At 70.3% G+C, this 21,292-nt stretch carries 19 protein-coding genes and 1 pseudogene; 15 read left to right on the top strand and 5 right to left on the bottom strand.

Annotated elements, in window-relative coordinates; genetic code table 11:
- The first annotated feature begins 67 nt into the window (after positions 1-67).
- The 5 genes from hisC (at position 68) to ACFVX9_RS11950 (ending at position 5,529) form a co-directional block, all read left to right on the top strand.
- Positions 68-1,144 (top strand): histidinol-phosphate transaminase, encoded by a 1,077-nt coding sequence (hisC, locus tag ACFVX9_RS11970; protein ID WP_063348414.1) that lies wholly within the window; start codon positions 68-70, stop codon positions 1,142-1,144.
- 282 nt (positions 1,145-1,426) lie between these two features.
- Positions 1,427-2,836: an efflux RND transporter periplasmic adaptor subunit gene (locus tag ACFVX9_RS11965; RefSeq protein ID WP_387981475.1), complete on the top strand. Its 1,410-nt coding sequence runs from the start codon at positions 1,427-1,429 to the stop codon at positions 2,834-2,836.
- Positions 2,837-2,838: 2 nt separating this feature from the next.
- Positions 2,839-3,642: an ABC transporter ATP-binding protein gene (locus tag ACFVX9_RS11960; protein WP_387981474.1), complete on the top strand. Its 804-nt coding sequence runs from the start codon at positions 2,839-2,841 to the stop codon at positions 3,640-3,642.
- Positions 3,639-4,850, top strand: coding sequence for an ABC transporter permease (locus ACFVX9_RS11955; RefSeq protein WP_063348411.1), 1,212 nt, complete (start codon positions 3,639-3,641; stop codon positions 4,848-4,850). Before ACFVX9_RS11960 ends, ACFVX9_RS11955 begins: the two co-directional genes overlap by 4 nt.
- Positions 4,851-4,857: 7 nt before the next feature.
- Positions 4,858-5,529: a hypothetical protein gene (locus tag ACFVX9_RS11950; protein WP_387981472.1), complete on the top strand. Its 672-nt coding sequence runs from the start codon at positions 4,858-4,860 to the stop codon at positions 5,527-5,529.
- A gap of 144 nt (positions 5,530-5,673) precedes the next feature.
- On the opposite strand, the gene ACFVX9_RS11945 is transcribed toward ACFVX9_RS11950, so the two are convergent.
- Together ACFVX9_RS11945 and ACFVX9_RS11940 are read right to left on the bottom strand one after the other, a co-directional pair.
- Positions 5,674-5,928 carry a hypothetical protein gene (locus ACFVX9_RS11945; RefSeq protein ID WP_063348409.1) on the bottom strand — a complete coding sequence of 85 codons (255 nt, stop codon included), beginning with the start codon at positions 5,926-5,928 and terminating at the stop codon, positions 5,674-5,676.
- Positions 5,925-6,287 carry an ATP-binding protein gene (locus tag ACFVX9_RS11940; RefSeq protein WP_371517817.1) on the bottom strand — a complete coding sequence of 121 codons (363 nt, stop codon included), beginning with the start codon at positions 6,285-6,287 and terminating at the stop codon, positions 5,925-5,927. Before ACFVX9_RS11940 ends, ACFVX9_RS11945 begins: the two co-directional genes overlap by 4 nt.
- A gap of 240 nt (positions 6,288-6,527) precedes the next feature.
- Here ACFVX9_RS11940 and ACFVX9_RS11935 point away from each other — a divergent pair, with 240 nt between their 5' ends.
- Both ACFVX9_RS11935 and ACFVX9_RS11930 read left to right on the top strand, forming a co-directional pair.
- Positions 6,528-7,388: a Scr1 family TA system antitoxin-like transcriptional regulator gene (locus ACFVX9_RS11935; RefSeq protein ID WP_387981471.1), complete on the top strand. Its 861-nt coding sequence runs from the start codon at positions 6,528-6,530 to the stop codon at positions 7,386-7,388.
- Position 7,389: 1 nt separating this feature from the next.
- A complete protein-coding gene (locus tag ACFVX9_RS11930) occupies positions 7,390-7,590 on the top strand; it encodes a DUF397 domain-containing protein (protein ID WP_380482872.1) in 201 nt (66 codons plus the stop codon).
- Between the two features lie 56 nt (positions 7,591-7,646).
- Here the strand turns inward: ACFVX9_RS11930 and ACFVX9_RS11925 are convergent, their stop codons facing one another.
- The 3 genes and pseudogenes from ACFVX9_RS11925 to ACFVX9_RS11915 form a co-directional block, all read right to left on the bottom strand.
- A complete protein-coding gene (locus ACFVX9_RS11925; protein ID WP_387981469.1) occupies positions 7,647-9,848 on the bottom strand; it encodes a transglycosylase domain-containing protein in 2,202 nt (733 codons plus the stop codon).
- Between the two features lie 919 nt (positions 9,849-10,767).
- Positions 10,768-11,439: a sigma factor-like helix-turn-helix DNA-binding protein gene (locus tag ACFVX9_RS11920; RefSeq protein ID WP_387981467.1), complete on the bottom strand. Its 672-nt coding sequence runs from the start codon at positions 11,437-11,439 to the stop codon at positions 10,768-10,770.
- An 86-nt stretch (positions 11,440-11,525) separates the two neighbouring features.
- Positions 11,526-11,621 (bottom strand): annotated as a pseudogene (locus tag ACFVX9_RS11915) (RNA polymerase subunit sigma-70); the annotation flags it as partial.
- Positions 11,622-11,842: 221 nt separating this feature from the next.
- On the opposite strand from ACFVX9_RS11915, the gene ACFVX9_RS11910 reads away from it, so the two are divergent.
- The 8 genes from ACFVX9_RS11910 (at position 11,843) to cydB (ending at position 21,291) form a co-directional block, all read left to right on the top strand.
- Positions 11,843-12,316: a carboxymuconolactone decarboxylase family protein gene (locus tag ACFVX9_RS11910; RefSeq protein WP_063348403.1), complete on the top strand. Its 474-nt coding sequence runs from the start codon at positions 11,843-11,845 to the stop codon at positions 12,314-12,316.
- A gap of 235 nt (positions 12,317-12,551) precedes the next feature.
- Entirely contained in the window at positions 12,552-13,340 is a 789-nt protein-coding gene (locus ACFVX9_RS11905; protein WP_244293403.1) for a response regulator transcription factor, read from the top strand.
- 12 nt (positions 13,341-13,352) lie between these two features.
- Positions 13,353-14,960: a sensor histidine kinase gene (locus tag ACFVX9_RS11900; protein WP_380371395.1), complete on the top strand. Its 1,608-nt coding sequence runs from the start codon at positions 13,353-13,355 to the stop codon at positions 14,958-14,960.
- 174 nt (positions 14,961-15,134) lie between these two features.
- On the top strand, positions 15,135-16,094 hold the full coding sequence (locus tag ACFVX9_RS11895; RefSeq protein WP_387981465.1) for an LAETG motif-containing sortase-dependent surface protein: 960 nt from the start codon (positions 15,135-15,137) through the stop codon (positions 16,092-16,094).
- Positions 16,095-16,300: 206 nt separating this feature from the next.
- The gene (locus ACFVX9_RS11890; protein ID WP_387981464.1) at positions 16,301-16,879 is read left to right on the top strand and encodes a Uma2 family endonuclease; all 579 of its coding nucleotides are present in this window, start codon (positions 16,301-16,303) and stop codon (positions 16,877-16,879) included.
- Complete coding sequence (locus ACFVX9_RS11885; RefSeq protein WP_387981462.1) at positions 16,872-18,260, top strand: oxygenase MpaB family protein; 1,389 nt, start codon at positions 16,872-16,874, stop codon at positions 18,258-18,260. Before ACFVX9_RS11890 ends, ACFVX9_RS11885 begins: the two co-directional genes overlap by 8 nt.
- A 441-nt stretch (positions 18,261-18,701) precedes the next feature.
- Positions 18,702-20,246, top strand: coding sequence for a cytochrome ubiquinol oxidase subunit I (locus tag ACFVX9_RS11880; protein ID WP_063348399.1), 1,545 nt, complete (start codon positions 18,702-18,704; stop codon positions 20,244-20,246).
- A gap of 19 nt (positions 20,247-20,265) precedes the next feature.
- Positions 20,266-21,291 carry a cytochrome d ubiquinol oxidase subunit II gene (cydB, locus tag ACFVX9_RS11875; protein WP_387981460.1) on the top strand — a complete coding sequence of 342 codons (1,026 nt, stop codon included), beginning with the start codon at positions 20,266-20,268 and terminating at the stop codon, positions 21,289-21,291.
- The last annotated feature ends 1 nt before the right edge of the window (position 21,292 follow it).

Genomic DNA, 21,292 nt, shown 5'->3' with positions numbered 1-21,292 from the left:
ACACGCGCCGAACACGCGCCGAACGCGTGCCGAACGCGCGCGGACAGCATCGAGAAGGAGTAGGACCGTGACGAGTACGTCAGCGCAGGGCCCGCGGCTGCGGCCGACCCTGGACGGCATCCCCACCTACAAGCCCGGCAAGCCGGCCGGCGCCGACGCGTACAAGCTGTCCTCCAACGAGAACCCGTACGACCCGCTGCCCGGCGTGCTGGAGGCGGCGGTCGCGGCGGCCGGCTCGCTCAACCGCTACCCCGACATGGCCGTCGGCGAGCTCAGCGAGGTGCTGGCCGAGCGCTTCGGCGTGCCCGTCGAGCACATCGCCACCGGCACCGGCTCGGTCGGCGTCGCCCAGTCGCTGATCCTCGCCACGGCGGGCCCCGGCGACGAGGTGGTCTTCGCCTGGCGCTCCTTCGAGGCGTACCCGATCATCACCCAGGTCGCCGGCGCGACCCCCGTCCCGGTGCCGATCACCGAGGCCGGCGACCACGACCTGGACGCGATGCTCGCCGCGATCACCCCGAAGACCCGGCTGGTGTTCGTCTGCAACCCCAACAACCCCACCGGCAACGTGATCCACCGCGCCGAGCTGGAGCGCTTCCTGGACGCCGTCCCGTCCGACGTCCTGGTGGTCGTCGACGAGGCGTACATCGAGTTCATCCGCGACCCCGAGGTGCCCAACGGCATCGACCTCTACCGGGACCGCCCCAACGTCTGCGTGCTGCGCACCTTCTCCAAGGCGTACGGCCTCGCGGGCATGCGGGTCGGCTTCGCGATCGCGCACGAGCCGGTGGCCAACGCGCTGCGCAAGACCGCCGTCCCGTTCGGCGTCAGCCAGCTCGCCCAGAACGCCGCCGTCGCCTCGGTGCGCGCCGAGCAGGCGCTGCTGGAGCGGGTGGACGCGCTGGTCGAGGAGCGCACCCGGGTGGTGGCCGCGCTGCGCGCCCAGGGCTGGGAGATCCCGGACTCGCAGGCCAACTTCGTCTGGCTGGGCCTCGGCGAGCGCTCGCAGGAGTTCGCCGTCGCGTGCGCCGAGGCCGGGGTGATCGTCCGGCCGTTCCCGGAGGGCGTCCGGATCTCGATCGGCGAGACCGAGGGCAACTCGATCTTCCTCTCGGTGGCCGAGGCGTTCCGCAAGACGCTCTGATCCCTCTCTTCTCCGTAGGGGCGCGCCGTTCGCGGTGCGCCCCTACGGCGTTCCCGGGGGCCTGGGGCCGGTCGGCGGTGGGACCCGGGGCGCTGCCGGATGGCTGGAGATCACCGGAACTCGCTGGGAGCCCGCTGGGAGTTCGGCCAACGACGGCCCACGGCACGGCCAAGGCGCCCGCGCGAACCGGGCGGTGTGACCGGAATGCCCGGATCCGCACGGTCAGTCTTCTCCCAGCCCGCGCCCAGGGCTCCGCAAGAGCGCCCAGGAAAGCTGTCCGGCATGAAGGTGCTCCCGCGACGGCGAGGCGTCGTCCTCGTCAACTCCGCGCTCGGCGTGGCGCTCCTGGGCGGTGCCGCCCTGGTGTACGCCACAGTGAACAGCGGCACCAGTGCCGCCGCCGGCAAGACCCAGATCCGTACGGCGACCGTGGCCAAGGGAACGGTCCTGGCCACCGTGTCCGGAACCGGCACCCTGGTCTCACCGACCGACGCGGCCCAGGACTTCGCGACCGGCGGCCGGCTCACCTCGGTCAAGGTCGCGGTGGGGGACGCCGTCAAGAAGGGCCAGCTGCTCGCCACCGTCGACACCACGGCCGCCCAGCAGCAGGTGGACGCCGCCCAGGCGTCCCTCACCACGGCCAACGCCAACCTCACCAAGGCGCAGGCCGGTGTCACCACCACGACCACCCAGCCGCTGCCGGGTGCGACCTCCGGCGCCGGCGGCAACGGCGGCGGTGGTGGGGAACGCGGAGCGGGCGCGAACAGCACGCCCGCTCCGCAGACCACCACCATCACCACCACCAAGGTCGACGACGCGGTCGTCGCCCAGGCCCAGCAGCAGGTCGCCACCGCGCAGACCACCCTCGCCAACGCCCAGGCGGCGCTGACCGGCACCACCCTGACCGCCTCGGTGGACGGGACGGTCGCGTCCGTCTCGGCGAAGGTCGGCGACACCGTGGGCGCGAGCTCCGGTGGCTCGTCCGGCTCCTCCGGTTCCGCCGGTTCCGCCGGGTCGGCCGGGTCGACCGGCAAGTCGTCCACCGGCGGCACCGCTTCGGGCGGCGCGCCGAGCGGCTTCATCGTGCTGACCAACCCGACCGGGATGCAGGTCACCGCCAACTTCTCCGAGCTGGACTCGCTCAAGCTCAAGAAGGGCGAGGCGGCCACCGTCACCCTGAACGCGCAGTCCGACACCAAGCTCAACGCCAGTGTCCTGTCCGTCAGTTCGCTGCCCAGCAGCGGCGGCGGCAGCGCCGGCTCGACGGCCGTCCAGTACGCCGCCACGCTCCAGCTCAGCGGCGACACCAGCGCGCTGCGCACCGGCCTCAGCGCCACCGTCCAGGTGATCACCGGCGAGGCGGACAGCGCGCTGTCGCTGCCCACCTCCGCGCTCTCCGGCACCGGCACCAGCCGCACCGCGACCGTGGTGCACCCGGACGGCTCCAGCGAGCGGGTCAGCGTCGGGGTCGGCGTCGAGGGCGACAGCACGGTGCAGGTGGTCTCCGGGCTGAAGGAGGGCGACAAGGTCGAACTCCCCACCACCAGCGGCGGCAACGGCTTCCCGAACGCCTCCTTCCCGGGGGTCGGCGGCGGCCAGGGCCGTGGCGGTCAGGGCGGCGCTGCCGGCCTGGCGGGCGTCGGCGGTGGCGGCAACGGCGGCGGCGGGGCCGGCCGGGGCGGTAAGGGCTGAGCATGCGTCACGTCATCGACAAGCGCGTCCCGGCGGCGCCCCCGCCCGTCATCCAGCTGCGCCGGATCACCAAGGCGTACGGGCACGGCGACGCCGTCGTGCACGCGCTGCACGGCCCGGAGGACCCGGACACCGGCGGCCCGCTCGGCGTCAGCCTGAACATCCACCAGGGCGACTTCGTCGCGGTGATGGGCAGCTCCGGCTCCGGCAAGTCCACCATGATGAACATCCTCGGCTGCCTGGACGTCCCGACCGCCGGCCGCTACCTGCTGGACGGCATCGACGTCGGCCACCTCGACGAGGGGCAGCTCGCGCTGGTCCGCAACCGCAAGATCGGCTTCGTCTTCCAGTCCTTCAACCTGATCCCGCGCACCACCGCGCTCGCCCAGGTCGAGCTGCCGCTCGCCTACGCGGGCGTCCGGGCCTCGGAGCGGCGCCGCCGGGCCCTGGCCGCGCTCTCCCTGGTCGGCCTCGCCGAGCGCGCCGGGCACCGGCCCAACCAGCTCTCCGGCGGCCAGCAGCAGCGCGTCGCGGTCGCCCGGGCACTGGTCACCGCACCGGCGATGCTGCTCGCCGACGAGCCCACCGGCAACCTGGACAGCCGCTCCACCGAGGAGGTCCTCGACCTCGTCGACGCGCTCAACGCCACCGGCCGCACCGTCGTCCTGATCACCCACGAGGACGAAGTCGCGCGGCACGCCAAGCGGGTGCTCCGGCTGGTCGACGGCCGGATCGTCAGCGACGTCCGGCAGGCCCCGGTGGACGGGCCGCCGCCGCTGCTGCGCGAGCTGGGGGTGTCGGCGTGATCCTCTGGCAGATGCTCCGCTTCGCGGTCGGCGGCCTGGCCGCCAACAAGGTGCGTTCGGCGCTCACCATGCTCGGGGTGCTGATCGGCGTCGCCTCGGTGATCCTGCTGCTGGCCGTCGGCAACGGATCGTCGGTCGCGGTGAAGGAGTCGATCACCTCGCTCGGCACCAACTCGCTCACGGTCAGCTCCGGTTCGGCCAGCGGCGGCTCCCGTGCCACCTCCTCGGTGAAGAAGCTGACGGTCGCCGACGCCAAGGCGCTGGCCGCCGACACCGACTCGACCGCGATCAAGTCGGTCGCCCCGGTGGTCACCACCAGCGGGACGGCGCTGTACGGGGACATCTCGTACAGCCCCGGCTCGATCGTCGGCACCTACCCGGCGTACTTCGAGACCGCCAACCAGAAGGTCGCGCACGGCGAGTACTTCACCGACGACGACGTGCTCGGCTCGCGCAAGGTCGCGGTGCTCGGCGCCACGACGGCCAAGCAGCTGTTCGACACCGTGGACCCGGTCGGCAAGAAGATCGTCCTCGGCGGCACCCCGTTCACCGTGGTCGGCGTGCTCCAGGCCAAGGGCGGCAGCGGCTTCACCGACCCGGACGACGTGGTGATCGCCCCGCTGCCGACCGTGCAGAACGCCTTCACCGGCTTCGGATCGGTCAACCAGATCCTGGTGCAGGCCGGTTCGGCCGACAGCACGACCGCGGCCCAGGCCGAGATCACCCGGGTGCTGCTCGGCACCCACGCCATCGCCGACCCGACCAAGGCCGACTTCCGGATCACCAGCCAGTCCTCGCTGCTCACGGCGAGGGAGAGCACCACGAAGACCTTCACCGTGCTGCTCGGCGCGGTGGCGGCGATCTCGCTGCTCGTCGGCGGGATCGGGATCACCAACATCATGCTGGTGACGGTCACCGAGCGGACCAGGGAGATCGGCATCCGCAAGGCGCTCGGCGCCCCGCGCGCGGTGATCCTCGGGCAGTTCCTGACCGAGTCGACCCTGCTCTCGGTGCTCGGCGCCGGGCTCGGGGTGGCCGCCGGGATCGCCGGCTCGCACTTCAGCATCGTCGGCATCAAACCGGTGGTGATCCCCGAATCCGTGATCGGCGCGTTCGGCATCGCCGTCGCCATCGGGCTGTTCTTCGGCAGCTACCCCGCCAACCGGGCCGCCTCGCTGCGGCCGATCGACGCCCTCCGGCACGAGTAGGACTCCCATGAGCAACGAGATCGCCACGGTCAGCAGCAGCACGCCGGCCGAGCAGGTCGCCCTGCTCGCCACCCCGCCGGACGCCCGCGACGTCACCGCCGAACTCGCCGCCCCGCCGCGGCGCAAGCTGCCCTGGCTCAGCCTGGTGCTGGCGGGGGGCGTCATCGCCAGCGGGGCCTTCGCGGGCGGGGTCTGGTACCAGCAGAACCACGGGACGAACGGCGGCGCCTCGCACGCGACGGCTTCCGCCGCCGGGCAGCAGCGGGCGGCCGGGGCGGGTGGTGGTGGCGGAGGCGGGTACGGGCAGAGCGGGTCCCGCCGGGGTGGGCAGGGTGGTGCCCAGGGTTCCGGCCAGGGCGCTGGTCAGGGCGCTGGGCAGGGCGGCCAGGGCGGGTTCACCCGGGGCACGGTCAAGGCCGTCGACGGCACCACCGTCTACCTGACCGACGCCAACGGCAACACCGTCAAGGTCACCACCGGCGACGCGACGAAGGTCCAGCTCAACAAGGAGGGCAAGGTCACCGACCTCCAGCCCGGCCAGAGCGTGACCGTCGTCGGCGCCCCCGACGCCAACGGCGGCTACGCGGCCAGCCAGCTCGTCGAGGGCGCGGCGGGCGGCGCGGGCGGCGCGGGCGGTTTCGGCGGTGGAGGTGCTCCCAAGAACCCGTCCGGGGGCTGACCCCGTAGCTCCCGGACGCCGCGAGGCCCTCGCCCATCCCTGGGACGAGGGCCTTCGCGTGTGCTCAGCGCCAGTCGTTGCGGTCGTCGTCGGGGTGCGGCGTCCTGAGGGTCGCGATGATGCTGAGAGCCGCGGTGAAACCCATCACCCCCACGCCTCGTCCCGTTCCACGTCGCGGAGGAGGTGGAGGAGGTTGAGCAGAGTGCTCACGGGGGCGTTGCCGAAGTCGACGAGGATGCGGCCGTCGAGGGTGGTTTCGTGGGGGAATGCCGAGCCCCAGAGGAGACCGTAGGAGCGTCCGCGCTGGTGCACCTCGCCGAGCAGGGCGACGATCTGGGGCTGGGTGTAGTCGCGCATCCGGGGGTCGTCCGGCGCGACGGGTTCGCGGGCGGCGCTCACGCGGCGAAGTCCAGCTCGTACCAGACGGTTTTGCCGCGCTCCTGGGAGTCCACGCCCCAGCGGTGCGTGAGCCCTTCGATGAGCTGGAGCCCCCGGCCGGTCGTGGCCAGGGCGGGGAGCTGGCGTCGTTCGGGGAAGACGTCGCTCTCGTCCGAGACGGAGACCCGGAGGGTGCCGTCGAGGAGCGAGAGGAGGACGACGGGGGAGGCGGTCTTGCCGTGCCGCCAGGCGTTGACGACCAGTTCGGCCAGGGCGAGTTCGGCGAAGAAGATGGTCTCGGCGTCCCACCCGGAGCGGGTCAGGGCGTCCCGCAGGGACTGCCGGGCGAGCGCGAGCGAGGGGGTGTTGAGGGTGCACACGGGAACCTCCGCGAGGCTGCTGGTGTGGGGAGGGGGGATGCCTTCAGCGCGCGGGCAGCAGGCGCCTACTGCCCGACGAGCAGGCATTGCTGACGATCCATCGGATCGATCTGAGGTTGACGATAGCGCACCGGAACTTAAATTTAGGTAGTTGCGAGGAAGATCCCTCTCCCGGGGGACGGATGGTCCTTGCCGCAGCCGACGCGGCACACTGATCCCACAGGATGTTGAGAGGACGCCATGCCAGGTCGCCACAACCCAACCCTTCGTCAGCGTCGCCTGGGCGCTGAACTGCGAAAGATGAGAGAGCAAGCAGGCCTCGGAGGCAGCCAACTTGCTCGCGTGCTCGGAGTGAGCCCTGCCCAGGTGACGCAGATGGAGAGCGGGAAGACCAGCGTCAGCGTGGACCGGCTCCGGACAGTCGCCGATGCCTGCGAGTGCTACAACCAGCCGCTCATCGACGCCCTCAACGGCATCATCACAGTGCGAGACAAGGGTTGGTGGGAGCAGTACCGCAACCACATCCCCGACGTCTTCCTCGAATCCGCCGAGCACGAGGACTTCGCGGCAACGAAGATCAGGGTTTGCGCGTCGACGTTCCTTCCGGGGCTTCTGCAGACAGACGACTACACACGAGGAATCTTCAGTCGACGGATCCCTCGACTTCCTGCCGACGAACTCGATCTGCATGCCGCGTTCCGATCGGAGCGCAGAACGAGGGTCCTTCAGAGCCCTCGGAAGAAGCTCGAAGCCTATCTACATGAGTCCAGTTTGCTCACGCGCTTCGGTGGCACCGACGTGCTGCGAGGGCAGCTTCACAGCCTGATCGATGACTCCCTCAGGGATGACATAAGCATCCGCGTCATTCCCTTCACCGCCCACACCTATCCCGGACCGGCCGAGAGCCTCATCTACACCTCCGGGGAGGTGCCCGAGCTTGATACGGCCGAGGTGGAGTCATCGCAGGGCCCGATTTTCTTCGATGCCCCGAGTGAGCTTGAGTCCTATCGTGAAGTCTTCAACCGCATCGAGAAGGCTGCCCTCAGCGGCGAGGATTCGCGAGATCTAATCCATCGCACGGGCAAGAACCTGAAAGGCTGAGATGTCTCAAGACCAATGGCAGAAGTCGTCCTTCAGTAGCTCCAGCGAAAACTGTGTCGAGGTCCGTGCGGTCGCCGGGCTGATCGAACTCCGGGAGTCCGACGAGGGCGAGGTCATCGTCCGCACCACCGCCCTCAAGTTCGCTTCGTTCCTCCAGGGGGCGAAGGCGGGCGAGTTCGACCACCTCACCGCCGACGTCTGAGCGAAACGATCCGGCGGCCCCTTGCTGCTCGCAAGGGGCCGCCGGTGTAACTGCTGTCAGTGCTGCTGGTCGGGCTGGTTGGTGGCCGGGGCGCCCGTGCCGGTGCCGGTGTTGTTCGGGTCGGTCTTGGGGGCCGGGTCGGGGATGTCGGCCATCGGCAGGGACTGCTTGGGCGTGCCGTGCAGGGCCTGGTTCATGGCGTCGCGCCAGATCGGGCCGGGGCCGTCCGCGCCGAACACCTCGGTGCGGTACTTCCCGTTGATGGTGAGGTTGCGCATCTCGACACCGCCGTTGGGGCCGCCGAGCCAGACGGCGGTGGCGAGCTGCGGGGTGTAGCCGTTGAACCAGGCGGCCCGCTTGCGGTCCGAGGTGCCGGTCTTGCCGGCGATCTGGCGGTTGTCGTCGAGGTTGAGCGCCGCGCCGGTGCCCTTGTTCTCGGTCACGCCGTTCAGGACGGTGTTCATCGCCCGCGCCGTGTCATCGGAGAACGCCTTCTCGCACTGGCCGGCCGGGACGGGGACGTCCTTGCCGTCCACGGTGGTGATCTTGTTGATGGCGATCGGGGCGCAGTGCTTGCCCTGGGCGGCGAAGGTCGCGTAGATGTTGGCCATGGTCAGCGGGCTCATCTCCTCCACTCCCAGGGCCATCGCGGGGACCTCCTCCAGCGGCTTGCCGCTGGCCTTGCTGGTGACGCCCAGCTTGTTGGCCATCTGCTTGACCGCGCAGAGGCCGATCTCCTGCTCCATCTGCACGAAGTAGGTGTTGACCGAGAGCGCCATCGCCTGCTTCAGCTGGTAGGGGCCCTTCTCGTTCTCGGACTCGTTGGGCACCACGGTCTTGGGCCGGCCCTGGTTCTTCCAGGTGCCCTCGCAGGTCTTCATCGTCGGGTACTCGAGCTTGTTCGGGGCCGAGTACTCCTGGGTCGCCGGCAGGCCCGCCTCCAGGGCCGCGGCCGCGACGACCGGCTTGAACGTGGAGCCGGGCTGGAAGCCGTTGCCGCCGCCCATCGCCGCGTCCACGTTGAGGTTGACGACGGTCTGGTTCTTGTTGGTGTCCAGGCCGTACGGGCGGGTCTGCGCCATGGCGAGGATCTTGCCGGTGCCGGGCTCGACCATGGTGGCGGCGGCCGAGACGCTGTCCGTGACCTTCACGTTGGCGGTCACCGCGTTCTGGGCGGCGGCCTGCTTGTCCGGGTCCAGCGTGGTGTAGATGTTCAGGCCGCCGGTGTCCCAGAACTTCTTGCGGTCGGCGGCGTTCTGGCCGAACGCCGGGTCCTGCTTGACCACGTGCCGGACGTAGTCGCAGAAGAAGCCCATGCCGCCCTGGGCGGTGGCGGTGATGCAACCGTTCTGAGGGTCCTTGAAGTTGAGACCCAGCGGGGCGGCCTTGGCCTCCTTGGCCTGGTCCGCGGTGATGTGCTTGTTCTCCAGCATCTTGTCGATGACCGTGTCCCGGCGCTTCTGCGCGGCCACCGGGTGCAGCTTCGGGTCGTACTGGGAGGGGTTCTGCACCAGCCCGGCCAGCATGGCGGCCTCGGCGATGGTCAGGTCCTTGTTGCTCTTGCTGAAGTAGCGCTGGGAGGCGGCCTCCACGCCGTAGGCGCCGTTCCCGTAGTACGTGATGTTGAGGTAGTTGGTGAGGATCTGGTCCTTAGACAGGTCCTCCTCCAGCTTGATCGCGACCTTGAGCTCCTGGATCTTGCGACCCAGGGTCTTGCGCTGCGCCTCCAGCACCGCGGCCTGATCCTCGCCCGCCTTCTCGACGTTGACGTTCTTCACGTACTGCTGGGTCAGCGTCGAGGCACCCTGCGAGGCGGTGCCGCTCTCGGCGTTCTTGCCGATCGCCCGGAGCACGCCCTTCAGGTCGACGGCGCCGTGCTCGTAGAAGCGGGCGTCCTCGATGTCGACCTGGGCCTGCCGCATGAACGGCGACATCTGCTCAGGGGCGAGGACGGTACGGTCGCGCTCGTACACCTTGGCGATCAGGCCGCCCTTGGCATCGAAGATCTGCGTCGCCTGGGTGAGCGGCGGAGTCTTGAAGTCGCTGGGGATGTCTTCGAAGCCCTCCGCCGTGCCCTTGGCAGTCAGCCCGAAACCGCCGGCGGCAGGCAGGGCGAGGCCCGCCAGCAGCACACCGGACACCACGCTCGCCGCCAGGAAGATCCCACCGAAGCGGGCCAGCCGAAGCGGCGCCTTGCGGGGCGGGGGGAGAGCCGCGCTGTCGGAGGAATTCCATATCGGAGGGAGATTCGATTCCATCCAGGAATGCTAGCCCGCACACCTCGCTGGTCGAACGATTTTTCGCATGCGGCTGTCACGGCTGTGCAACAGATACCGTAATTCGACTTCAAAACATCAAGTCGCATACGCACCAAATAAGCGCAATAAGAAATTTAGGCCACCCGCAACCAATTCAGCTCCCCCTCGGTGGCACGACCACGGACCACACCTGCCCGCCTACCGCGCCCTCCCCCTCTCGCAGCCCCGACACCACTTAGATGCCGCGAGCGGCCCAAAAGGTTGCCTACGCCCGGGAGCCTCGACGCCGACTTGCGCGACCTGCCCCCGCCCGGCCCCACCGGCAGTGCCCCGACGCGCCCCGCGCCCAGTCGCTGACGGTACGTCACGGCACTGCCCGAGTCCCCTCAGCACAGGAAGTCGGCCAAACCGACTTCCTGCGCCGAAGCCGCCGCCCCCTCGTGCCGAGTTGGTCGTGACTGACCCTCGCGACGTTGAGGTCTATGTCCGAAAGTTCGACGGGTTCGTGGGCGCGGCCTTGTTCGGTGACGAGATGCGCAGCCTGATCGAAAGCATCAGGGACGAGTTCTTGAGGGAACAGGAAATCGTCTTCTAGCGCGCCTCACTGCCCTATATATGTTGGTGCTCGCCCGCCACGGGTCAGGCGGCGGCCCAGCGTACGAGTCATGCCTCGGATTCATCTGACAAATGCCGGAGTTGGTGGCGTGGCCCAGGTGCAGGACCACCCCGAGGGCTCGTCGACCGTCGCCGTCAGCGGCCCCCGGGACCTGTGGCAGGCCATCGAGACCGCGCACCGAACCTGGCTCGACCGCAACCGGCCCCGTCGGGAGTGGTTCACCGTCGAGACGGGGCCTGAGGGCAGTCCGTGGGCTACACGGGCCCGGACGGATCTTCGATCCAGTGGAAGCTCTGAGGAGGGTCACTTCGTCTTCATCAGGGCGATGTCGGAGACCGGGCCGAGGTGGGTGAGTTTGTCGGGGTTGGACACCGAGTGGACGGCCCGGATGGCGCCGTCGGCGATGTCGAGTTCCAGCACGCCGGCGATGCGGCCCTCGGTGTCATAAAAGGCGGCGCCGGGGCGGCCGTTGACGGTGGCGGGTGTCAGTGTGACGCCGAGTCTGCGGTTGCGGCGGAGGCCGCCTATGAGGAGTTGGGCGACGCGGCGTAGGCCGGTGAGGGTCTTGCCGAGGGCGCGGGCCTTGCCGCCGCCGTCGCCGTGGAAGGCGATGTCGGGGGAGAGGATTTGGAGCAGGGCGTCCAGGTCGCCGCCTTCGGTGGCGTCGAAGAACCTGCGGGCGAGTTCGTCGGCCTCGGCCTTGCGCGCCCGGGTGTCGACGGTCTGGGCCGAGGGGGTGAGGCGCTTGCGGGCGCGGGTGAGGATCTGGCGGCAGTTGGCCTCGGACTTGCCGACGGCGTCGGCGATTTCCGGGTAGCCGTACCCGAAGGCCTCGCGGAGCATGAACACCGCCCGCTCGGTGGGGGAGAGGGCTTCGAGTAGGACGAGGAACGCCATCGACAACGCGTCGGCCAGCTCGGTGTGTTCGGCGGGCCCGGGTGGTCGGCGGTCACCACGACGGGTTCGGGCAGCCACTCGCCCATGTACGTCTCCCGGCGGACCCTCGCCGACGTCAGGTGGTTGATGCCCAGTCTGGTCACCGACGTGGTCAGGTACGCCTTGGGGTTGGTGATCGTGGTCCCGGCCCGGTCGGCCCGGGTCAGGCCGAGGAGGGCGTCCTGGACGATGTCCTCGGCGTCGCCGACGGAGCCCGTCATCCCGTAGGCGATGGAGAACAGCAGCGGTCGGTAGCCGGCCGCATCCGTCGCAACTGCCGATTCCGCCATGGAGCTCCTCCCCCGGTTGGCCGAGCAGGGTATCCGCAGGCTACCCAACGGCGCGGCGAAGATGGTGATGCAGGTCACATCCATGCCTGTCACGACTCGCCGGGGTGCCCTGTCTCAGAGGGCACCAGCGGACGACGACAAGGGAGCACACGATGGAAGCCCGCCTGAACCCCTTCGCCAGCCAGACCATGTCCAAGGTCCTCAAGCACCTCATCGCGGCCAACAAGGCGATCGTGGACTCGGCTCTGCCGTTCGCGACGCAGGAGATGGTGAAGCTGCGTGCCAGCCAGATCAACGGCTGCGGCTACTGCGTCGACATGCACTTCAAGGACGCCGTGCACGGCGGGGAGGAGGCGACCCGCCTCAACCTGGTCGCGGCCTGGCGGGAGGCGACGGTGTTCACGGACGCCGAGCGTGCCGCCCTGGAGCTGGCGGAGCAGGGCACCCGCCTGGCCGACGCGGCGGGCGGGGTCACGGACGAGGCCTGGGCGAACGCCGCGAAGTACTACGACGAGGAGCAGCTCGCGGCCCTGGTGGCCCTCATCGCGATCATCAACGCCTTCAACCGCGGCAACGTGATCACCCGGATGCCCGCCGGCGGGTACCGGCCCGGTCAGCACGCCTGACCGGAGCCCCTTCCGCGGCCGGGGAGTGGTCTCCCCGGCCGCAGGCGTCGGGCTCTCGGCCGTCGGCGCTTGCGGGGCGTTACCGTCCGTGCGCATACCACCCAGCCTGTGCTGGGGGCCTTGTGCTTAAAAAACCGACCGATAAGGTGTTAATCCAACATTCATCGATGCCGCATAGCCTCCGGGGGCTAGCCTCATGCTGAACGCCATCGTCCGACCAGGAGGCGAAAGCCCCGTGCAAGGCACAGTCACCACACCAGGCGGGTCCGCGGTGGCCGGCGGCCCTGGCGAGGCCTTCCTCCTCGTCGTCGACGACGAACCCAACATCCGCGAACTGCTCGCCGCCTCGCTGCGCTTCTCCGGTTTCCGGGTCGCCTCCGCCGCCAGCGGCACCGAGGCCCTCGACCTGATAGCCGTCGAACGCCCCGACCTCGTCGTCCTCGACGTGATGCTCCCGGACCTCGACGGCTTCACCGTCGTCGAGAAGCTGCGCGAGCGGACCAACCGCGGCCAGATCGCCGGGCCCGTGCACGGCCACCCCGGCGACCACCTCCCGGTGCTCTTCCTCACCGCCAAGGACGGCGTCGGCGACAAGGTCCAGGGCCTCGCCGCGGGCGCCGACGACTACGTCACCAAGCCGTTCAGCCTGGAGGAGCTGATCGCCCGGATCCGCGCCATCCTGCGCCGCTCCGGCGGGCCCGCCGAGGACGGCCGGCTCATCGTCGCCGACCTCAGCCTCGACCCGGTCGCCCACGAGGTCACCCGGGCCGGCACCCCCGTCGCGCTCTCCCCGACCGAGTTCAAGCTGCTGCACTACCTGATGGCCAACGTCGGCCGGGTGGTCTCCAAGGCGCAGATCCTCGACCACGTCTGGGCCTACGACTTCGGCGGCGACCTCTCCATCGTCGAGTCGTACATCTCCTACCTGCGCCGCAAGCTCGACTCCGGCCCGGCCCACGGCCCCAAGCTGATCCACACCGTGCGCGGCATCGGCTACGCGCTGCGCCGCCCCCCGCAGGGCTGACCGGTCCGCTCCGTGTCCGCCCGGCTCTCCACCCGGCTGTCGGTGTTCCGGCGGCCGCTCTCCCGGCTGCCCCTGCCCCGGCGGCCGCTCTCCCGGCTGTCGAGGCTGTCCGGGCTGTCCCGGTTGTCAAGGCTGTCCCTGCGCGCCCGGCTGCTGGTGCTCGCGCTGGTGCTGGTCACCACCGGCCTGGCGGTCAGCGACGCCGTCGTCCTCGGCACCGTCCGGGTGCAGCTGGTCGACCAACTCGACGAGCAGCTCCAGCGGTACGGGCTGCCGCTGTCCCACAAGGGCCCGGTCCGGGTCGGCACCCCGGAGGCCGGGCGCCCCGCCGTCACCGGCAAGCGCAGCACCCTGCCCAGCCAGTACCTGGTCCAGTACCTCTCCTCGGACGGCAAGGTGCAGGCCGTCATGCGCCAGCCCGTCTCCGACAGCGACCCGGCGCCCCAACTGGCCGGCCTCGACCCGACCCGCACCGAACCCGACGTCCCCTTCGACCTGCCCGACCAGCGCGGCCACTACAACTGGCGGGTGCTCGTGCTGCCGATCCAGACCCCCCGGGCCCCGGCCGCCGCCAGCCCCAGCGACTACGCCTCGCCCGCCGTCACCGCGACCTACGTCATGGTGGCCGTCTCCCGCGCGGACATCGACGCCACCGTCGGCAAGCTGCGCAGCTCCTTCCTCGCGATCGGCGGCGCCGTCCTGGTGCTGATCGCCGCACTCGGCTTCTTCGCCGTCCGGGCCGGGCTGCGGCCACTGCGCCGGATCGAGGCCGGCGCCGCCCGGATCGCCGACGGCGAACTCTCCCACCGGATGCCGGAACTCTCCCCCGGCACCGAGGTCGGGCGGCTCTCCATCGCGCTCAACGGCATGCTCACCCAGATCGAGGCCGCCTTCGCCGCCCGCGCCGAATCCGAGGCCCGGATGCGGCGGTTCGTCGCCGACGCCTCGCACGAACTGCGTACCCCGCTCGCCGGGATCCGCGGCTTCACCGAGCTCTACCGGATGGGCGCGCTGCCCACCGACGGGGACGTCAAGCGGACCATGACCCGGATCGAGAGCGAGGCCGTCCGGATGGGCGCCCTGGTCGAGGACCTGCTGGTGCTCGCCCGGCTCGACGAGGAACGCCCGCTCGACCTCGCCCCGATGGACCTGCGCACCCTCGCCGCGGATGCGCTGCACGACCTCACCGCCCTCGACCCGACCCGGCCCGTCTCCCTCACCGGCCCGTCCGGCACCGGCGCCCCCGGCGCGGCCCCCGTCCTCGGCGACGAGGCCCGGCTGCGCCAGGTGGTCACCAACCTGGTCGGCAACGCGGTCAAGCACACCCCGCCCGGCACCCCGGTGCGGATCGGGGTCGGCGGCGCGGGCGGCGTCTGCCTGCTGGAGGTCGCCGACGCCGGGCCGGGGCTCACCGACGGCCAGGCCCAGCGGGTCTTCGACCGCTTCTACCGGGTCGACGCCTCCCGCAGCCGGCACGGCGGCGGCGGCGCCGGACTCGGCCTCGCCATCGCCACCGCGCTCACCCACGCGCACGGCGGCACCCTCACCCTGGACACCGCTCCCGGCGCCGGCGCCACGTTCCGGGTCGAACTGCCCACCAACGGTGACCGGACTTCCTGACGGCATTGTCGACACGTCAATTCCCTTGCTGACCAGGCAATGGAAGGCCGTTTTCGTTGCCGGAATACGGCATGGAGCGTAAAGAATCCGTGTGCCTATGATCAATGCTGTCGGGGCGTCAATAACGGCCCGGCACACGGCTTTTGCTTTCTTTCCGACCCGAAAGGGGTCATTGTGAAACTCCGCCGTACGCTGGTCTCGGCCGCCCTCGTCGCTGCCGTGATCTCGCCCGCAGCCATGCTCTCCGCAGCACCCGCCTTCGCGGAGTCGGCTTCGACGGCGCAGACCCGGAACGACACCGGCTCGATCGCGGAGCTGGAGAAGGCCGCCGCCGGCGCGGCCAAGGCCCACCAGGCCGCCGTCGCCGCCGAGGCCGCCGGGCAGGCCGAGACCACGGCCTTCATGAACAACCCGCAGCCCTACCTCGGCAAGCTCCAGGAGGCCCAGGCCGCCGCCAAGACGGCCGCCGCGGCCCACGACAAGACCTACAACGAAGCCGTGGAGGCCTCGGCCGCGTACCGCTCCGCGAAGCCGGAGGAACTGGAAGCGGCCAGGGTGCGGATGCTGGCGGCGTTCGACGCGGCCAACGCCGCCACCGACGCGGACACCAACGCCAAGGCCGCCGTGACTGCCGCCGGCACGGCGCTGGACGACGCCAAGGTCGCGGCGATGCGCAAGCTCCACGGGCTGCAGGAGGCCACCAAGACCGCGGCCGCCGCCCAGGCCACTGCGGACAAGGCCCTCGCCGACGCCAAGGCCGCCGCCGAGAAGCCGGCCGACAAGCCCGCCGACAAGCCCGCGGACAAGCCGAGCGAGAAGCCGGTCGAGCAGCCCGCCCCGGCCCCGGCGGAGCAGCCGGCCCAGCAGCCCGCCGCCGTCACCCCGGTCTCGGACACCACCGCGACCACCACCAACGGCACCGGCGCCGGCACCAAGGCGACCGCGGCGAGCAGCCAGGCCAAGTCGACGACCGCTGCCACGGCCAAGGCGACGACCGGTTCGACCACCGAGCTCGCCGAGACCGGTTCCAACCCGGCCACCCCGTACCTGGCGCTGGGTTCCGGCCTGGCCCTCAGCCTGGGTGCGGCGGCCCTCTACGTCTCCCGCCGCAAGCCGGTTCGCTCCTCCTCCTGATCCACCCGGTTCGCGCCCGCTCGGGAGGAGGGCGCGGACCCCACAGCACCCCGCACCGCAGGGCAGGCCCCCTCCCGGCCCGCCCTGCGGTTTCGCGTTTCCCGGCCCCGAAACGCCCCGATCGGGTGAACCCCCGCCGTTCACCCGACTGGCCCCCCGGTCGTGTGCGACGGTCCAGGTGCTCACTCACGCACCGGGAGGTCGCTATGGACCCTGATCAGAGGTTGTGGAAGGCCTGGAAGGCCATGGCCGTCCCGGAGATCGCACGCGCAGAGATCGACGAAGACAGCATCACCATCTCGGTCATCGGTGACCTCCGTCATGCAGCGGTGGGAGGTGGCCTCAGGAAGGCGCTGACGAAGCACCTGCGCGGGACGGGGTACACGGCGACGCAAGGCCGGTATGTGACCGCCGGTTTGAAGGCGATGAAACCTGACCTCGCCGTGGCGCCGGACGACACGAAGGCGACCGAACACCCGGAGGGTGTGGGGCTGTTGGCGTCCGGGATTCCCCTTGTCGCCGAGGTCGTGTGGCCCGACTGCTACGAACGCCGTGACCAGGAGTTCAAGCCGCGCGCCTACGCTTCCGCAGACATTCCGGTGTACGTGATCATCGATGACTACGATCACGGCGGTACCGTGACCGTACTTTCCCGTCCCGACGCCGAACGTCGTGCGTACGCGTCCTCGACCCGGATCCCGTACGGCGAGGAGGCCGTGATCCCCGAGGGCCCCGCGAAGGGGTTCGTGATCGGGCCGGAGATCACCGGTGAGCGCCGTGGCTGATCCCGTGGCTGGTCCTGGGGTCTCGTTCCGGCGGGATCTGTCCGAGTGGCGGGTCGCGCTGGTCGCGTGGCGGTTGCTGGTGTTGCAGGCGGCGGATCCGGTGGTGGGGGCCGGGATGGCCGAGCACTCGACGTACCAGGCGCATCCGTGGCGGCGGGTGGAGCACACGCTGGGTAGCGGGCGGCGGCTGTTCTACCAGGACGGGGAGGCGCTGCGGCGGGAGGTCGCGCGGCTGGACCGGGCGCACAAGCGGATCCGCGGGACGGCGCCGGACGGGCGGGCGTACGACGCCGAGGACGCGGCGACCCGGGCGTGGGTGCTGCTGACGCTGTTCGAGTGCGTGGTCGCGATGCGGCGGCTGGGCGGTGATCCGTACGACGCCGGCCAACTGGAGGCGGCGTACCAGGAGTTCACCGGATCGGTGGCGGCCTTCGGGCTGCCTGAGGGCGAACTCCCAGCCAGCGCAGCCGAGTTGCCCGCGTACTTCGCCCGGGCGGCGCGTGAGCGGCTGGAGTTCACCGAGGCGACCCGTTACCTGCTGGAGGACATGCTGCGCGGGGCGCCGCGGCCGCGCCGGCTGTGGTTCCTCGGGGACGCCGGGTGGCGGGTGCTGCGGGTGGTGGTGGCGCGGGCGATCACGGCGCTGACGGTGGCGGATCTGCCGCCGGCGGTGCGGGAGCGGTTCGGGCTGGTGCGGACGCGGCGGGCCGCGCTGTTGTCCTGGCTGCTGCACCGGGGCGCCGGCGCGGTCGTCCCGCGGCTGCCGGACCGGCTGCGCTACCGCTCTCCGGAGCAGGGCGGTGCTCCGGCCCGGTGGCGTCCGCCGCGCAGGGACCCGCGCCGGGACGCGCGCGGGTCCCGGGTGGACCGGTTCTTCCGCGAGGTGCTGGACCAGACCGGCGACGGCTTCCTCACCGTCCACGACCTGCGGGCGATGGCGCACAACGTTTGCTGGCAGCTGGAGTTGGACGAGGCCGCCGAGGCGCGGGTGTACCAGGCCTTCGACGGCTGGTGGGAGCAGCTGCGCGCGGCGATGGACGCGAACGGCGACGGCAAGGTGAGCCGGGAGGAGTTCGTGGCGGCCACCGTCGCGGGCTGCGACCGGGATCCGGCCTATCTGGAGCAGGGGCTGCTGCCCGCGCTGCGGGCCGTGTTCGCCGCCGCGGACACCGACGGCAGCGGCTTCCTGGAGGCGGACGAGTACCGGGCGGTGTTCGGCGGCCCGCGCGTCCATCCGGCCGAACTGTCGCACGGGTTCCGCCAGTTGGACGTGGACGGGGACGGCCGGATCACCGTGGAGGAGTTCCTGCACGGCTTCACCGAGTTCTTCACCGCCCGTGCCGACTCCACCCCGGGCACCCAGCTCCTCGGCCGGGCGTAGCGGGAGGGCGTAGCGGAGAAGCGAGGACGGGACCAGGGGTCGCTGGTCCCGCCAGGCGCCCGCGCCGCCGTGTCAAGCGCCGGATCGGCCAAGACCGCTCCGCCGGCTGCCCGGCCGTTCGTTGTCAGGGCCGTGGGCGGCTCCGCAGACTGTCCCCACCGCCACTGCGTTCACCACTGCACCGCCGCCGCACGGTCACGCGCGGTCACATGCGGCCACACAAGGCCACGCCCCGCTACGTACGGCTACGCACCGTTCCGAAGGTGTCAACCCCACCCCGCCTGCGATTCCTTCGTAAGGATGATGGATACTGCTCCTTGTGAACGTGTTCACGTTCACAAGCGGACAAGCTTGCGTAGTCGGGCAGCGGTCTACAGCTATAGATGAAGTTTGTCCGAAACATGCCCTTCAACAGGGCCGGTCGGTTGGAGAGAGGGCGACGTGGAGCTGGCAATCGCTCACGAGACCATCGCGCGATGGCAATTCGGCATCACCACCGTTTACCACTTCCTCTTCGTCCCGCTCACCATCAGCCTCGCCGCCATCGTGGCCGGGCTGGAGACCGCCTGGGTGAGGACGAACAAGGAGAAGTACTTCCACGCCACGAAGTTCTGGGGGAAGCTCTTCCTGATCAACATCGCGATGGGCGTGGTCACCGGCATCGTCCAGGAATTCCAGTTCGGCATGAACTGGTCCGACTACTCCCGTTTCGTCGGCGACGTCTTCGGCGCCCCGCTCGCGATGGAGGCGTTGATCGCCTTCTTCTTCGAGTCCACCTTCATCGGCCTGTGGATCTTCGGCTGGGACAAGCTGCCGAAGAAGATCCACTGCGCCTGCATGTGGATGGTCGCCCTGGGCACCGTGCTCTCCGCCTACTTCATCCTGGCGGCCAACTCCTGGATGCAGCACCCGGTCGGCTACTCGATCGACCCGGCCACCGGCAAGGCCCAGCTCACCGACATCGCCAAGGTGCTGTTCCAGAACACCACCCTCACCGTGGTGGCGCACACCCTGACCGCCGCCTTCCTCACCGGCGCGGCCTTCATGGTCGGCATCGCCTCCTTCCACCTCTGGAAGGCCAAGCGCAAGCCGGAGAACGCCGACCCCAAGAAGACCGCCGTGATGCGCACTTCGCTGCGGCTCGGCCTCGTCCTCGCCGTGGTCTTCGGCGCCGGCACCGCGCTCAGCGGCGACTCGCTCGCCAAGGTCATGTTCGAGCAGCAGCCGATGAAGATGGCCGCCGCCGAGGCCCTGTGGGACACCCAGTCGCCCGCGCCGTTCTCGATCTTCGCGGTCGGCGACGTCAGCAAGGGCCACAACTCGGTCGAGCTGGAGATCCCCGGGATACTCTCCTTCCTCGCCCACAGCGACTTCAACTCCTCCGTCCCCGGCATCAACGACACCGCGGCCGCCGAGGCCGCCAAGTACGGCGGCGACCCCAAGGACTACATCCCGAGCATCTTCGTCACCTACTGGGGCTTCCGCCTCATGATCGGTTTCGGGATGACCTCCTTCGTGGCCGGCCTGATCGGGCTCTGGACCACCCGGCGCAAGAAGTTCCTGCGCCCCGAGTTCCGCACCGGCGAGACCGAGGTGCCCCGGCTGATGCTCACCCCCGGGCGGGAGATGGGTCCGTTCCTCACCAAGTGGAGCTGGCGGATCGGCATCCTGACCATGGGATTCCCGCTGATCGCCAACAGCTTCGGCTGGATCTTCACCGAGATGGGCCGCCAGCCCTGGGCCGTCTTCGGCCTGATGACCACGGCGAGCGCGGTCTCCCCCAACGTGAGCGTCGGCACCCAGATCGGCGCCCTCACCACCTTCACCCTGCTGTACGCGATCCTCGCCGTCGTCGAGGTCCGGCTGCTGGTGAAGTACGCCAAGGCCGGCCCGGTGGTGACCGAGCAGCCCCCCGCCAAGGACCCGACGCTGCGCGGACCGTCCTCGGACGACGACGCCGACAAGCCTCTCGCCTTCGCCTACTGAGGACCACAGGGGATCTGACATGCAACTCCACGACGTCTGGTTCGTACTGATCGCGGTCCTGTGGATCGGCTACTTCTTCCTGGAGGGCTTCGACTTCGGGATCGGCATCCTCACCAAGCCGCTCGCCCGCAACACCGCCGAACGGCGCGTCCTGATCAACACCATCGGCCCGGTCTGGGACGGCAACGAGGTCTGGCTGCTGACCGCCGGCGGCGCCACCTTCGCGGCCTTCCCGGACTGGTACGCGACCCTGTTCAGCGGCTTCTACATCCCGCTGCTGATCATCCTGGTCTGCCTCATCGTGCGCGGCGTGGCCTTCGAGTACCGGGCCAAGCGCGACGACGCGCGCTGGCAGCGCAACTGGGAGGAGGCCATCTTCTGGACCTCGCTGCTCCCGGCCTTCCTGTGGGGCGTGGCCTTCGCCAACATCGTGCGCGGCGTCGACATCGACGCGCAGAAGAACTACGTCGGCACCTTCTGGGACCTGCTCAACCCGTACGCCATCCTCGGCGGCCTGGTGACGCTCAGCCTGTTCACCTTCCACGGCGCGGTGTTCGCGGCGCTCAAGACGGTCGGCGAGATCCGCGACCGGGCCCGGGCCACCGCCCTGCGGGTGGGCGTGGTGGCGGCGGTGCTGGCGCTGGCCTTCCTGCTCTGGACGCAGGCCGGCAACGGCAACGGCCGCAGCCTGGCCGCCCTGATCATCGCCGTGCTGGCCCTGGTCGGCGCCCTGGCGGCCAACCAACTCGGCCGCGAGGGATGGGCGTTCATCCTCTCCGGGGCGACCATCGTGGCCGCCGTCGCGATGCTCTTCCTGGCGCTCTTCCCGAACGTCATGCCCTCCACCCTCAACGACGGCTGGAGCCTGACCGTCAGCAACGCGGCCTCCTCGCCGTACACGCTGAAGCTGATGACCATCGTGGCCGCGGTGTTCACCCCGCTCGTGCTGCTCTACCAGGGCTGGACGTACTGGGTGTTCCGCAAGCGCATCGGCGTCCAGCACATCCCCGGGCACGCCCCGGCCGCCGCGCTCGACCAGGCCTGAC

The sequence above is a fragment of the Kitasatospora sp. NPDC058243 genome (genome assembly GCF_042882025.1).
In the GTDB taxonomy this organism is placed as follows: domain Bacteria; phylum Actinomycetota; class Actinomycetes; order Streptomycetales; family Streptomycetaceae; genus Kitasatospora.
The sequence above is the reverse complement of the archived record's forward strand: the minus strand, read 5'-3'. Positions and strand labels throughout refer to the sequence as shown.

Coding starts and splice junctions, on each gene's coding strand:
- ACFVX9_RS11965 (WP_387981475.1), top strand. CDS start 1,427: ATGAAGGTGCTCCCGCGACGGCGAGGCGTCGTCCTCGTCAACTCCGCG.
- ACFVX9_RS11960 (WP_387981474.1), top strand. CDS start 2,839: ATGCGTCACGTCATCGACAAGCGCGTCCCGGCGGCGCCCCCGCCCGTC.
- ACFVX9_RS11950 (WP_387981472.1), top strand. CDS start 4,858: ATGAGCAACGAGATCGCCACGGTCAGCAGCAGCACGCCGGCCGAGCAG.
- ACFVX9_RS11935 (WP_387981471.1), top strand. CDS start 6,528: ATGCCAGGTCGCCACAACCCAACCCTTCGTCAGCGTCGCCTGGGCGCT.
- ACFVX9_RS11930 (WP_380482872.1), top strand. CDS start 7,390: ATGTCTCAAGACCAATGGCAGAAGTCGTCCTTCAGTAGCTCCAGCGAA.
- ACFVX9_RS11925 (WP_387981469.1), bottom strand. CDS start 9,848: ATGGAATCGAATCTCCCTCCGATATGGAATTCCTCCGACAGCGCGGCT.
- ACFVX9_RS11910 (WP_063348403.1), top strand. CDS start 11,843: ATGGAAGCCCGCCTGAACCCCTTCGCCAGCCAGACCATGTCCAAGGTC.
- ACFVX9_RS11890 (WP_387981464.1), top strand. CDS start 16,301: ATGGACCCTGATCAGAGGTTGTGGAAGGCCTGGAAGGCCATGGCCGTC.
- cydB (WP_387981460.1), top strand. CDS start 20,266: ATGCAACTCCACGACGTCTGGTTCGTACTGATCGCGGTCCTGTGGATC.